This window comes from Cupriavidus sp. 01L46 (genome assembly GCF_056399905.1).
Map to the genome: position 1 here is coordinate 1 of NZ_JBFTSF010000170.1, position 13,688 is coordinate 13,688.

At 66.9% G+C, this 13,688-nt stretch carries 10 protein-coding genes; 6 read left to right on the forward strand and 4 right to left on the reverse strand.

Features of this window, described 5'->3' with window-relative positions:
* Nucleotides 1–312: 312 nt before the first annotated feature.
* Complete coding sequence (locus AC1DS3_RS25025) at nucleotides 313–720, forward strand: hypothetical protein (protein WP_441634110.1); 408 nt, start codon at nucleotides 313–315, stop codon at nucleotides 718–720.
* A 139-nt stretch (nucleotides 721–859) separates the two neighbouring features.
* Here the strand turns inward: AC1DS3_RS25025 and AC1DS3_RS25030 are convergent, their stop codons facing one another.
* The 3 genes from AC1DS3_RS25030 to AC1DS3_RS25040 are packed head-to-tail and all read right to left on the reverse strand — an operon-like array spanning nucleotide 860 to nucleotide 5,549.
* Entirely contained in the window at nucleotides 860–2,155 is a 1,296-nt protein-coding gene (locus AC1DS3_RS25030; protein WP_441634271.1) for a c-type cytochrome, read from the reverse strand.
* 11 nt (nucleotides 2,156–2,166) lie between these two features.
* Nucleotides 2,167–2,718 carry a (2Fe-2S)-binding protein gene (locus tag AC1DS3_RS25035; protein WP_441634108.1) on the reverse strand — a complete coding sequence of 184 codons (552 nt, stop codon included), beginning with the start codon at nucleotides 2,716–2,718 and terminating at the stop codon, nucleotides 2,167–2,169.
* Entirely contained in the window at nucleotides 2,715–5,549 is a 2,835-nt protein-coding gene (locus tag AC1DS3_RS25040) for a xanthine dehydrogenase family protein molybdopterin-binding subunit (protein ID WP_477128169.1), read from the reverse strand. Before AC1DS3_RS25040 ends, AC1DS3_RS25035 begins: the two co-directional genes overlap by 4 nt.
* 445 nt (nucleotides 5,550–5,994) lie before the next feature.
* Here AC1DS3_RS25040 and AC1DS3_RS25045 point away from each other — a divergent pair, with 445 nt between their 5' ends.
* The 3 genes from AC1DS3_RS25045 to AC1DS3_RS25055 all read left to right on the forward strand — a co-directional run bounded on the left by AC1DS3_RS25045 (nucleotide 5,995) and on the right by AC1DS3_RS25055 (nucleotide 10,113).
* Nucleotides 5,995–6,897 carry a LysR family transcriptional regulator gene (locus tag AC1DS3_RS25045; protein ID WP_441634105.1) on the forward strand — a complete coding sequence of 301 codons (903 nt, stop codon included), beginning with the start codon at nucleotides 5,995–5,997 and terminating at the stop codon, nucleotides 6,895–6,897.
* A 138-nt stretch (nucleotides 6,898–7,035) separates the two neighbouring features.
* On the forward strand, nucleotides 7,036–9,012 hold the full coding sequence (locus AC1DS3_RS25050) for an aconitase family protein (protein ID WP_441634103.1): 1,977 nt from the start codon (nucleotides 7,036–7,038) through the stop codon (nucleotides 9,010–9,012).
* 90 nt (nucleotides 9,013–9,102) lie between these two features.
* Entirely contained in the window at nucleotides 9,103–10,113 is a 1,011-nt protein-coding gene (locus tag AC1DS3_RS25055) for a Bug family tripartite tricarboxylate transporter substrate binding protein (protein WP_441634101.1), read from the forward strand.
* A gap of 90 nt (nucleotides 10,114–10,203) precedes the next feature.
* Here the strand turns inward: AC1DS3_RS25055 and AC1DS3_RS25060 are convergent, their stop codons facing one another.
* Nucleotides 10,204–11,178, reverse strand: coding sequence for a LysR family transcriptional regulator (locus AC1DS3_RS25060; protein WP_477128170.1), 975 nt, complete (start codon nucleotides 11,176–11,178; stop codon nucleotides 10,204–10,206).
* 244 nt (nucleotides 11,179–11,422) lie between these two features.
* On the opposite strand from AC1DS3_RS25060, the gene AC1DS3_RS25065 reads away from it, so the two are divergent.
* Both AC1DS3_RS25065 and AC1DS3_RS25070 read left to right on the forward strand, forming a co-directional pair.
* Entirely contained in the window at nucleotides 11,423–13,156 is a 1,734-nt protein-coding gene (locus AC1DS3_RS25065; protein WP_477128171.1) for an IlvD/Edd family dehydratase, read from the forward strand.
* 79 nt (nucleotides 13,157–13,235) lie between these two features.
* On the forward strand, nucleotides 13,236–13,688 hold a 453-nt coding region (locus AC1DS3_RS25070), incomplete at its 3' end, for an MFS transporter (protein WP_477128172.1).

A 13,688-nucleotide genomic window follows, 5' to 3' on the forward strand; every position in this document is an offset into this window, starting at 1 on the left:
GTCCGGAGATACGATTTGAGTTTCAAAACACTCAGGTTGCCAGGAACAGCAATGTGCGACACCCGCACCTTTGCCTCAGCCATGCTATCTCTCCGCCGAAATTGAACGCGCAGACTATACCGCAGGCGGTATCGGTCCAGCCGTCCCAGCCCTCTGGCGGCAGCACAACGATCGAGCGCGCGCGCACTTAACGGGCCTTGGCGTCGATGGCAAGGCTGGTAAATGACTGTTGCAAAATCGAACAGAATGTCAGGTGCCTCGGCGCTACAGTGGTCCTTCCCATGCCTGAAGGCGTTTTTTGGAGGTACACGAATGAAGCAACATCTGGCGAAATCCCTGTTGGTGGCTAGCGCAATGATCGCGTCCTACCCGCTATTCGCGCAGCAGGCCCAGCCCATTCAGCCGACCCAGCCGATGCAATCCGCCCAGCCAATGCAATCCGCCCAGCCGATGCAATCCATCCAGTCGGTGCCATCCGCCCAGCCAATGCAAGCCATGCCGGCGGCAGCGCCGTCGGCCCAGGAGGCGCTGCCAGCCGCACGCGATGCCTATGCGCAGGGTGCCGGACAGCCGGCGCAGGCTGGCATGGCGAGCGCACCAGCCGACCCGACGCTGGCCCGCAGCCCCAATCCGGCAATGGACCCCGCCACCATGAGCCTGGCTCCCGATGCGCTCGGAACGCGCCTTGGCCAGCGCAATCCTTTCCTCGACGGCGCTTGAGCGCCTATCCGCATTCTTGCGCGCTGGTCCGCGTCGAGCGGGCCGCGCGCCCATCGCGCGCGCGCTCGGTTGAACGGAATATCTGGATGCGTCGCCAAGCCCTTTGCTTGCGCAGGAGCATGCAGAACGGCGCGCTGCCTCAGTGTCCCTTGCCCGCCTGCGCGCGCAGCGCCTTCACCTTGTCCGCGCTCACGTCGCCGGGCTGTCCGCCATAGCTTGCCCGCAGGTAGTTGGCCAGGTCGGCCAGTTCCGCGTCGCTCAGGCGCGAGGCAAAGCCCGGCATATCCTGCATGCTCTCCAGCCCGGGGAATTTCTGCGCTTCGATGCCGTCGAGCATGGACACGATCAGGTTGTGCGGATCGGCGTTGCGCACGGTGGAGTTGCCCAGCATGGCCACCGCCACATGCGGCTTGCCTTCGCCCTCGCGGCCATGGCAGCCGGCGCACACGGCCAGGTATTGCTGGCGGCCAGGCTTGAGCCGCGCTGCGTCCGCGCTGGCCGGCTTCACTGGCTGGGGCCGCGGTGGCTGGTCGCCCAGCAGGTAGGTGGACATGGCGGCGAGGTCGGCTTTGTTCAGGTACTGGCTGCTGAGATGGACCACGGGGAACATCTCGCCGTAAGCCGAGCCCTGTGGCGCCATGCCGGTGGCGAAGAAGGTCTGCAGGTCGGCCCCCGTCCAGCCGCGCGCGGCCAGGCCCGCCGGCGTGATGTCCGGCGCGGCCACGCGGCCGAGCGCGGCGCCGGCTAATGGCCTGGCCGCGTCCAGGCGGCCGAACATGGCGCGCGGCGTGTGGCATTCGGCGCAGTGGCCTAGTGCGTTGGACAGGTAGCGGCCGCGCTGCCAGGCCGGGGTCTGGCCGGTGGAGGCATCGGGCAGCTGGTCTTTCAGGAACAGCAGGTTCCAGCCRACCAGCGCCACGCGCATGTTGTACGGGAAGCTGAGGTCGTGCGGCCGGTTGGCCACGGCGGCTGGCTTCACCTGCATCAGGTAGGCGTACATCGCATCGGTGTCGCCACGCGACAGGCCGCGGTACGACGTATACGGCATGGCCGGGTAGAGGTGCTTGTCTGGCGTGACCCCATCATGCAGCGCTTTGTAGAAATCGTCGGCGCTCCATTTGCCGATGCCGTGGTCCTTGTCCGGTGTGATGTTGGTGCCGTAGAAGGTGCCGAACGGCGAGGCCAGTTCCACCCCGCCGGCAAACGGCGCGCCCTGCGCGCTGGTATGGCAGGCGGCGCAATCGGCGGCGCGCACCAGGTAGCGCCCGCGCGCGATCTGGTCGGCGGCAGAAAGCCGGGTGGCGGGTTGCTGGTCGGCGGCAGCGTCGATCGGGGCGGCGTGGTCGCCGCAGCCAGCCACCAGGGCCGCGCCCAGCGTGGCCAGCGTTGCCAGCGTGGTGCGCGCGTGTCGGAGGAAGTTKGGCTGGCTCATCATCTGGCTCATCATCACTTGTCTTCCTTTACCAGGCCCGGGGTGTTGACCACCACGTCCTTCACGGCTTCGAAGTAGCGCACATAGCCGGTGCAGCGGCAGATATGGTCGTTGAGCGCCGCGGTGATGGTCTCATCCACCTTGCCTCTGGCCACCGGCTGGCGCTTCAGGCGCTCCACCAGGATGGTCGCGCCGTTGACGAAGCCGGGCGTACAGTAGCCGCACTGGAAACTGAAGTGCTCCAGGAACTTTTGCTGCACGAGCGACAGTTCCACCACCTCGCCCTTGTCGTTGCGCTTGGCGTGGCCCTCCACCGTGCGCACTTTCTTGCCCTGGAAGTAATGCGCGCCGGTGATGCAGGCGCGCACTTCCTCGCTGGTGCCGTCGGCCTTGTCGTGGATCACCACGCAGGCGTGGCAGATACCCTGGCCGCAGCCCAGGCGCGACCCGGTGAGCGCAAGGTACTCGTGCAGGAAGTCGATCATCATCAGGCCTTCCGGCACATCGATGGGGCCAACGTCCTTGCCGTTGATATTGAGGGAAAGCGGTTGGGTGGCGAGGCTCATGCCAGGATCTCCTGAATCTTTTCGGCGCTGACGGGCAAGGCGGTGAAGCGATGGCCGATGGCATGCGCGATGCCGTTGACGATGGCACCTACCACCGGAATCATCACCACTTCGGCGATGCCCTTGGGCGGATCGGTTTCGGATACGGGCGGCAGGACCGTCGCGGTTTGCGTCCACACGGCCACGTCGCTGGCGCGCGGCAACGGGTAGCGGTTGAAGTTCCAGGTGCCGTTGCCGGGCCCGTCCTCATACAGCGGCAGGAACTCGTGCAGCGCATGGCCGATGCCCATGGCGATGCCGCCCTGCAACTGCCCGGACACCAGCTCCGGCAACAATTGCGAGCCGCATTCCATGATGGAGTGATGGCTGAGGATTTCCACCTTGCCGGTGGCCGCATGCACGGACAGCTCAACCAGCGTGCCCACCGCGCTGTAGTAGGTCACGCTGGCGTTGTTGCGCTKGGTCGGCGCGATGTAGACCTTCTTGCGGTCCAGCACCTGGTAGCCGCCGCTGGTGGTCATGCGCGCCTTGCGCGCGGCGTCGGCGCCGTCGCCGTAGCGCACCGACAGCCCGTCGATGGGCAGCCGGGTGGCCGTGCCGTTGACGTCGAAGTCGGCTTCGGTCCATTGCCAGCGGTTGAACACGTGCACCGTGGCGCCCGTGACCAGGCCGAGCTCGTGCGCCTTCCTGGCCAGTTGCTCGTAGGGCAGGGCTTGCAGGCCGCCGGCGGTGAGCCTGCCTTGGACCCAGCGCGCGTCTTCCACGCGCACCACCAGCGAGGCCGCCTGGCCGCCGCCAAAGCCTTGGCTCCAGATTGCCATGGCCGCCGGCCACAGCCCGTGCATGAAGACCACGCGGGCGGCTTCACGGGTGCTGTGGGTGAAGTAGTAGGCCGAGTTGGTCGCACTCGATGGCGACGCATACGCCGGCGACCAGCGCGGGTTGGCCGACAGCTTGTCCTGGTCGGCCTGGCTCATGATGTACGGATCGCCGGTGGCGGTGACGGGCAGGTCGGGCCAGTCGGTGACCGCCACGCGCACCTCGGTGGCGGGCTTGCCCAGCCAGCGTGTCACGGCTACCGCTTGCGAGGTGGACATGCCGGTGCCGATCTCCGCACCGCAGTGATGCAGCGCGATGGTGCCGTCCGCGCGCATCTCCACCTTGGCGAACGACGCCTCGGCGCCGGTGCCGAAGTCCTTCTGCACGCAGGCAAAACCCACGCCGTAGCGCCGGCCGGGATGGCTGGCTTCAAAATCCGCTTTCCGCTTCGCGCGGTTGGTCCACAGCGGATGGGCCTTGGCCGCCTGCAGCACCTCATCCACGCGAATCGCGCCGGCAGGGATCGCGCCCTGCGTGTTCTTCATGCCAGAGCGCAGCGCGTTTTTCAGGCGGAACTCGATCGGGTCGAGCTTCAACTGCTCGGCGAACTCGTCGACCATCATCTCGGTCGCCGCCATGCTCTGCAGCGTGCCGTAGCCGCGTGCCGAGCCGGCATCGATGGCGCGCGAGGCGATCGCCACCGCGGTCAGGTCGTTCTTCGGGAAGTAATAGATCGACTGCGCCGCGGTGGCGCCCACCATTGCCACGGACGGCGAGAAGTTGGCGCGGCCGCCGCCGTTGGCCTCGAAGTCGCCCTGGAACGACTGGAACAGCCCGGTGTTCTTGTCCACCGCGATGCGGTAGCGCATCTTGAAGGCGTGGCGCTTGATCGAGGTCTGGAACTGCTCATAGCGGTCGTTGGCCAGCCGCACCGGCTTGCCGTCGGCGTAGAGCGCCGCCACCAAGCCGTAGAAGGGGAAGTTGTAGTGATCCTTGGAGCCGTAGCCCACGGTGTAGCAGGGATGGACGAACACCTGCCTGACCGGGAACGCGCCCTTGGCCTTGGCCATCATCTCCGCCGTGCTGTCGCCGACTTCGACGGGCGACTGGGTCGGCACCACCATGTGCAGCGCCTGGGTGCTGGCGTCGTACCAGCAGTTGGCGTTGTCCGGCTCCAGCGCGGCGGTGTCGATGGACTGCGTGTTGTACTCACGCTCCAGCACCAGCCAGTCGGCCGGCGGCTGGTCCAGCTGCTGGCGGATCTGGCCGGCATGGAACATGCCTTGCTCACCAAGCTGGCCGTGGTCCTTGCCATCCGGCCAGACCGGCTCGTGCTTGCGCATCATGCTGGGGAACAGCGGCGCGTTCTTCAGGCTGGAGAACACGTCGTCGTCGAACGGCGTTTCGCCGCCGACCCGCACAAAGCGGAACGTGCCCCACGGATCGCGCTCCAGCGGGCCGGTCTCGGCGCCGTAGCGGATGATCTCGTCGTGGAACTTGAGCTTGTCCTTGGCAAAGCGGAACCGCGCGAAGTCGTGATAGATCAGGATGGCCACGGCATGGCCGAGATAGGCAGGCGTCTTGCCTTCCGGCAGCAGCATGTCCTCGCCGTAGAAGGCGGGAAAGGCCACGCCGTCGCGCGCCAGGTCGGCAGCGGTGACCACGCGGTCTGGCTTGAGCGCGTCGCCCAGCAGCGCCAGGTCGAAGCCCGCATAGCTGCGGTCCGCTTTGGTGGTGCGCAGGATGAAGGCATGCGATTGTTCCTTGGGCCAGTGCGGCATGTCGCGCGAGCGGATATCGCGGGCGAAGACCTTGTCGCCGGTGACCTTGGCCATGCCGTCGATGCGGAACCTGGGGGCGCCGGTCTTGGGGTCCCACTGGACCGGGGTCAGGATCTTTTCTTCGAACAGGGCTGCGAAGGCCTTGCCGCCGATCGGTGCGATATACACCGACACCCCGGCCACGACGCTGGCTTTCAGGAAAGTGCGGCGCGTTGGGCTGAAGTTAGCCATGGATATTCCTTGAGCATGCGCGGATGCCGCTGCAGCGGCATCCGGGCGAGATACGCGGCTTGACGCGACCTGACGCGTCCGGCCTGGGCAGCCGGGCGAACGAGACGGGAGGAACCGAGGGGCGGGGGCAGCGGCAATCGAGGTCTCCGTGCATGAGGGCGCGGGCACGAAGTACGGCACCGGCGCGGATTACGACGCAAGACTGGGCTGGTGATCTGTGGGGCAATGCAAGGTTTTATTCTAGGCGTGGAAGTGCACGCCGGGGCGCGGATTCTGCGCCGTCGGGGGTGCGGTAGCAACAGGGCGGGCTGAATAATGCTTATCACGGCCTTGTCATTCCGTTTGGGGTGACATTGAGGTAGTGCTGCGGAGCACAAATCCACGCCGCGCCCGCGATCGTCGTCCGGCATCGCCTGCGATGCATGATCGTTGTAGCATCGCTGCCATGGACAACCTGCTCAGAAAACTCGACCTGACCTCGCTGCGGCTGTTCGTCGCCGTTTGCCAGGAACAGAACATTGCCCGCGCTGCCGAGCGCGAATTCATTGCGCCGTCGGCGGTCAGCCGCCGCATTGCCGAGATCGAGGCGCTGATCGGCTTGCCGGTGATCGAGCGGCATCCGCGCGGCATCACGATGACGCCGGTGGGCGAGGCGGTGCTGCGCCATGCACTGGCCATCATCGGCAATATCGAGGCGCTCGGGGCGGAGCTGTCGCGCTTCACCTCCGGCGCACGCGGCAATGTGCGGATGGTGTGCAACCTTGGCGCCATCGTGCAGTTCCTGCCGGAAGACCTGGCCGCCTTTGGGCGTGTGTATCCCGATGTCGGCATCGAGCTGGAGGAGCAGCACAGTCCCGAGGTGCTGCGCATGGTGGGCGAGCGCAGCGCGGACTTCGGCATCTGCAACGCCATCCAGGGCGTCGAGCAGTTCGTCTCGTTGCCTTACCGGGAGGACCAGCTTTGCGTACTGGTGCCGGGTGGCCATCCGCTGGCCGCGGCGCCGGCGGTGCGCTTCGCGGACTTGCTGGGCGAGACGTTTGTTGCGCTGCGGGATGAAAGCGCGCTGAGCCGGCTGTTGTCGGATCAGGCCGCGCGCCTGGGGGCAGCGCTCAGGATCAAGATCCGGGTGGCCAGCCTGGACGCACTGTGCCGCATGGTGCATGTCGGGCTGGGCATCGCCATCGTGCCGCGTCAGGTGGGTGAGCTTTACCTGAACACGCTCGACGTGGCCGCGCGGCCCCTGGCGGATGCGTGGGCCACGCGGCAACTGGTGGTGGTGTTCCAGTCGCGTGAGCAGCTTTCGGCTAGCGCCGCCGCTTTGGTGGGATTTCTTTGCCGGCAATCTTGACCGCAGTGGCGTGACAGTCGTGGCAAATAGCGGCAAGCACCAGCCGTCTCGAACCGAGAAGCCTGCCATGCCGACTCCGCACTTTGCCCGCCCGGCGCCAAAACATATAGTGGGGCCATCAGAACGAGAACCCCCACCATGGAAGACACCATCCGCTTCAGCGGCCGCGTCCTGTACCTGTCGCAAGACCCCGCCTGCGTGCGCGCCCAACTGGAGGGCAGGCCGATGACCCTGGCCGAGGCCGGCCCGCTGCGCGACAACATCTCCACCGATGAAATCACGCCCGTCACGGTCATGCTCACCTATGACGAGCGCCTGGGGCAGTTCCCGTACGTGGGCTTTCAGGCCGGCTCTGAGCTGCCGATCGGCCGCGATGCGGTCCGCAACGGCGGCTTCGCGGTCACCGTGGCGGGCAAGCGCTACGGCAAGGGGTCCTCGCGCGAGTCCAGCCCGCTGGCCGAACTTTCGGCCGGCATCCGCCTGATCGTCGCCGAGAGCTTCGAGCGCATCTACCAGCAGAACTGCGACAACATCGGCATCCTCACCACGACCGATTTCACCGTGCTCGACAGGGTGCTGGCAGGCGAGGCGATCCCCATCGAGGCGTTCCTGACCGGGCGCGACGCGCTGACCCGGCAGGTGATCCGCGCCGGTGGCCTGCTGGCCTATAGCCGCGCGGCGAACTGGCCGGCGGCCGGCGGGAGCACACAGGGCACGCAGGCAGCTGAGGCAACCGGCAACGCCGCACCGCGCACCTTGGTGGAAAAGATCATCGCCCGCCATCTGCTCCCTGGCACGCCGAGCGCTGAGCGCGGCCAGGGCGTGTTCGTGGCGGCGGACTGGCGCTTCTCGCACGATTACTTCACCGGCATGTGCGCGCACCTGATGCATCGCGCTTTCGGCAAGCCGGCAAAGCTGCATGAGCCGGATCACATCATCGCGTTCCAGGATCACCTGGTGCTGGCGGCCCAGAGCTTCCCACATGTGCGCGACGGCTTGTTGCCAGGGGTGGCCAACCTGATGCAGGGCCATCGCAGTTTTGCGCACGACTACCCGGTCCGCTCGCATCACGCGCTTGCGGATGAAACACCGGGCTCGGAAGGCATCTGCCATGCGCTGATGGCCGAGCAATACGCGTTGCCGGGGCAGGTGGTGGTGGGTACCGATTCGCACACGCCGCATTCCGGCGCGCTCGGCTGCCTGGCGTTTGGCGCCGGCGCCACCGATATCGCCAATAGCTGGGTCACCGGCTACGTGCGCTGCAAGGTGCCGGAAACGCTGCGCGTGGAGGTCGAGGGCGAGCTGGCCGAGGGCGTGACGGCCAAGGACATCGTGCTCTACCTGCTGCAGATGGACGCAATCCGCTCCGGCGGCGCCATCGGCGTGGTGTTCGAATATGCCGGCAGCACGGTGCGGGCCTTGTCCATCGACGAGCGCGCCACGCTGACCAATATGGTGGCGGAGCTGGGCGGCTTCACCGGCATCGTCGAGCCCGACGACAAGACCGTGGCCTTCCTGAAGGCGCGGCGCGGCGTCGATTTTGCGATCGAGGACTGGATGCGCAGCGATGCAGGCGCCACTTACCGCGACGTGATCCGCATCGACGCAGGCGTCATCGCGCCCATGGTTGCGCGCCCCGGCGATCCTGGCAATGGCATCGCGGCGGACACGCTGGACGAGCCGGTGCCGGTGGACATCGCCTACGGCGGGTCCTGCACCGCAGGCAAGCGGGAGGATTTCGACTACTACCACGAGGTGTTGCGCTGGGGCCTGGAGCATGGGCTCAAGGTGTCGCCGCGCACCCGGCTGTTCCTGCAGTTCGGCACCCTCGGCGTGAAGGCCTACTGCGAAGCGCGCGGCTACATGGATACCTTCGCCGCCGCCGGCGCCACGCTGGTCATGCCGGGCTGCGGCTCATGCGCCAACTGCGGGCCGGGCGCTTCCACCACCAGCGAGCAGGTCACCATCAGCGCCATCAATCGCAACTTCCCCGGCCGCTCTGGGCCGGGGAAGGTCTGGCTGGCCAGTCCCTACACGGTGGCCGCGAGCGCGCTGGCGGGGCAGATCCGCACATTCGGGCAATTGCAGGCAAGCCACGCCGCGCCCGTGCCCTAGCAGCGCACCCCGGCGTCCGCGCGCAAGCGCGGACGCGGCGGCATCCATAGCCGGGCGACAGATCCCGGCCGCCATCCACAGGAGACAAAGATGTTCCCCAATACCTCGCGCGTCCTGCGCGCGGCGGGGCGGCTGCTTGCCGTCGCCGCCATCGCATTCCCGGTCATCGGCTCGCCCGGCGCACACGCCGCGCACGCTGCGGACAAATATCCCGCCAAGACCGTGCGCCTGATCGTGCCGAATTCCCCGGGCTCCACCGCCGACGTCGTGGCGCGCGTGGTGGCCGAGGGCATGGGCAAGGACCTCGGGCAGCCGTTCTACGTGGAGAACCTTCCCGGTGCGGCGGGCATTCCCGGCACGCGGCAACTCGTATCCGCCGCTGCGGACGGCTACACGCTTGCGGTGGTGTCGTCCAACCACGCCATCAACCCGGGCCTGTACCGCCATATTCCCTATGACAGCGTGAAGGACATCACTGCCGTGGGGCTGATCGGCACCACGCCGCTGGTGCTGGTGGTGGGTGCGGGCTCGCCGTACAAGACCGTGCAGGAACTGGTCGCGGCGGCGCGGGCGCATCCGGGCAGCCTGAGCTACGGCTCGTCAAGCAAAGGCAGCGTGCTGCATCTGGCGGGCGAGTTGCTTAAATCGAAGTCCGGCATCGATATGCTGCACGTCCCCTACAAGGGCGTGAACACGTTGATGACCGATGTGCTCGGCGGACAGATCAACGCTGCTTTCCTGGCCACGCCGTCCGCCCTGCCGCAGATCAAGGCCGGCAAGCTGCGGGCGCTGGCGGTCAGCACGCCGGCGCGGCTCGATAGCCTGCCGGCGGTGCCGACCCTGGCGGAATCGGGCGTCAAGGACTATGCCTACGATGCCTGGATCGCGCTGGTCGGTCCCGCCGGGTTGCCCAAGGACATCTGCGCGCGGCTACAGCAGGCGCTGGTCAAGGCGCTGGCCGCGCCCAAGGCGCGGGAGCTGTTCGCCGCGCAGGGCTTTGTCGTGAAGAACGGCAATGGCGAGGAGACGGCCCGCCTCATCCGCGACGAACTGGGCCGGAGCCAGGCGCTGATCAAGAGCGCGTCGATCGTGGCGGAGTGAGGCGCGCTGGCGGGACGGCTCGGGCCACGACGCCAGTTTCCATTCGCTCACGCCGGTCATGGCCATTGCAGGCTTCAGGTCGCCAGCGTGCTAAGCCGGCGCACCGGCATCCAGCGCCAGCGCGGCGCCGTACACCGCGTGGCTCGCTGTGCGTAGCGCTTGCGTCATCAGCATGGCCGCGGGTGAGAGCAATCGATCCGTGCGGGTGATGATGCCAAAGTCGTCCATATGACAGGGCAGCGGCAGCGGCACGATCGCGAGCAGGCCATGCTGCGCGTAGTACTGCGCGACGTCGTCGGTGAGTACGGCCAGCATGTCGCTCTGTTCCAGCATGCGTGTCAGGAACAGCAGCGCGGCGGTTTCCACGACGTTGGTCGGCGGCATCAGGCTGGCGCGTTGGAACATCAGGTCGAAGCGGTGACGCAGCACGCTGCCGGCCGGCGGCACGATCCACGCCGCATCCTCCACATCCCGCAGTGTCAGCGCGGACTGCGCCAGCAGTGGATGGCCCAGGCGCGCCACCGCGCACACTGGCTCGCCCGCCAGCGGCTCGTAGCGCAGGCGTAGCTTGTCGTGCTCGGCAAACAGGCGTGCGACCACCAGGTCCAGCTTGTCCTGGGCCAGGCGTTCCAGCAGCACGTTGCTGTTCTCGATCTCCAGCGACACGCGCAGTCCGGGCTGCTCCCGCTTGACCTGCGCAACGGCCGGCGGCAGCAGTTTCACGCCGGGCGAGGTGATCGCGCCCACGGCCACATGGCCCAGCCGCCCGGCCTTGAGCGCCATCACTTCCTCCTGCGCCTGGTCCAGGYTGCCCAGCACCGCGCGCGCGTGCCGGATCATCGCTTCCCCATACCAGGTCGGGCGCATGCCGCGCGGCAGCCGCTCGAACAGCGGGACTTCCAGCATCTCCTCCAGCTCGCGCAGCAGCTTGGATGCGGCCGGTTGCGTCATGTTGAGAACGGCGGCGGCGCGGTGGATGTTGCCTTCGTCGGCAAGGGCGACCAGCAGCAGGAGCTGGCGGGTCTTGAGCCGGGCGCGGATATACCACGGGCTGGGCATTGACATAGGGTTTACGTTGATACCTGAAGTGATATGGATACGGCCTCAATCTTCATTGGAAGGATATCAAACCGGGCCGTACACTCCGGCCATATTCAAAAACAAATTCAAGCAAGATGAGAGACAGCCTCCTCCAGACGCGTCCCGCTTTGGCGCCGGTCCCACGGTAGCCAAGGCGCCCTTCATGGGCCGCCGCTGTCATCGCGTCCCAGTCCAGTCCCATCGTCCCCGTATTCAGGAAGTCCCCCCAATGCCGGAATCCAAATCCAAGCTGCGCTCCGCCCAATGGTTCGGCTCCGCCGACAAGAATGGCTTCATGTACCGAAGCTGGATGAAGAACCAGGGCATCCCCGATCATGAGTTCGATGGCCGTCCCATCATCGGCATCTGCAACACGTGGTCGGAGCTCACGCCCTGCAACGCGCATTTCCGCAAGCTGGCCGAGCATGTCAAGCACGGTGTCTACGAGGCCGGCGGCTTCCCGGTGGAATTCCCGGTGTTCTCCAATGGCGAGTCCAACCTGCGGCCCACCGCCATGCTCACGCGCAACCTGGCGGCGATGGACGTCGAGGAGGCCATCCGTGGCAATCCGATCGATGCCGTGGTGCTGCTCACCGGCTGCGACAAGACCACGCCCGCGCTGCTGATGGGCGCGGCGAGCTGCGACGTGCCGGCCATCGTGGTGACGGKCGGGCCGATGCTCAACGGCAAGCTGGACGGCAAGGACATTGGCTCTGGCRCGGCCGTCTGGCAACTGCATGAATCGCTCAAGGCCGGCGAGATCAATGTGCATCAGTTCCTCTCGGCCGAAGCCGGCATGTCGCGCTCGGCCGGCACCTGCAACACGATGGGCACGGCTTCCACCATGGCTTGCATGGCGGAAGCGCTGGGCACTTCGCTGCCGCATAACGCCGCCATTCCCGCCGTGGATTCGCGCCGCTACGTGCTGGCGCATATGTCCGGCATCCGCATTGTCGAGATGGCCAAGGAAGGGCTGACGCTGTCGAAGATCCTGACGCGCGCGGCGTTCGAGAATGCGATTCGCGCCAATGCGGCGATTGGTGGCTCCACCAACGCGGTCATCCATTTGAAGGCCATCGCGGGGCGCATCGGCGTGCCGCTGGAGCTCGAGGACTGGACACGCATTGGCCGCGACACGCCCACCATCGTCGACCTGATGCCCTCGGGCCGCTTCCTGATGGAGGAGTTCTACTACGCCGGCGGGCTGCCCGCAGTGCTGCGTCGGCTGGGCGAGGCAAACCTGCTGCCGCACCCGGACGCGCTGACCGTCAACGGCCGCACGCTGTGGCAGAACGTGAAGGACGCGCCCAATACCAACGACGAGGTCATCCGCGCGCTGGACAATCCGTTGATAGCGGATGGCGGTATCCGCGTGCTGCGCGGCAACCTGGCACCGCGCGGTGCGGTGCTCAAGCCCTCCGCCGCCACGCCCGGGTTGCTCAAGCACCGCGGCCGCGCCGTGGTGTTCGAAAACCTTGAGCACTACAAGGAGCGGATCGTCGATGAAACGCTGGACGTCGATGCATCGTCCGTGATGGTGCTGAAGAACTGCGGCCCGAAGGGATATCCGGGCATGGCGGAGGTCGGCAACATGGGTTTGCCGCCCAAGCTGCTGCGCCAGGGCGTCAAGGACATGGTGCGCATCTCGGATGCGCGGATGAGCGGCACGGCGTACGGCACCGTGGTGCTGCACGTGGCGCCCGAGGCCGCGGCCGGCGGCCCGCTGGCCGCCGTGCGAGACGGCGACTGGATCGAGCTGGATTGCGAGGCCGGCACGCTGCACCTGGACATCGATGACAAGGAACTGGCACGGCGCATGGCCGAGCGCGTCGACACACGCGCCGCGGGGGAGGGCGGCTACCGGCGGCTGTATGTGGACCACGTGCTGCAGGCGGACGAGGGCTGCGACCTGGACTTCCTGGTGGGCTGCCGCGGCGCCGCGGTGCCTCGCCACTCGCACTGATTGCGCCGCTGCCGGCAATGCCGGCGATGCCTGCAGCGGCCACTGACAAGAACATGCAGGAACATTCGAGGAGACATAGATGAACACTACCCCCACGGCCGGCCTGGACCGGCCAGTCCCGCTTCCTGGCGCTCCGGGTCTGCCTGGCGATGCGCCGGTCAGCGCCGCCAGCGAGGAGAACCGCATTATCAGCATGCTGACCCGCAAGCTGATTCCTTTCCTGGCGCTGATCTACGTGGTGGCCTATATCGACCGCTCGGTGGTTGGCTTTGCCAAGCTCCACATGAATGCGGCGGTGGGCATCAGCGACGCGTCCTACGGGCTGGGCGCGGGTTTGTTCTTCATCGGCTACTTCCTGTGCGAGGTGCCCAGCAACCTGGCGCTGGAGCGCTTCGGCGCGCGCCGCTGGTTCGCGCGCATCTTGTTCACATGGGGCGTCATCACCATGGCGATGGCCCTGATCAACAGCGCCAGCACCTTCTACGTGCTGCGCTTCCTGCTGGGCGCAGCCGAGGCGGGCCTCTATCCCGGC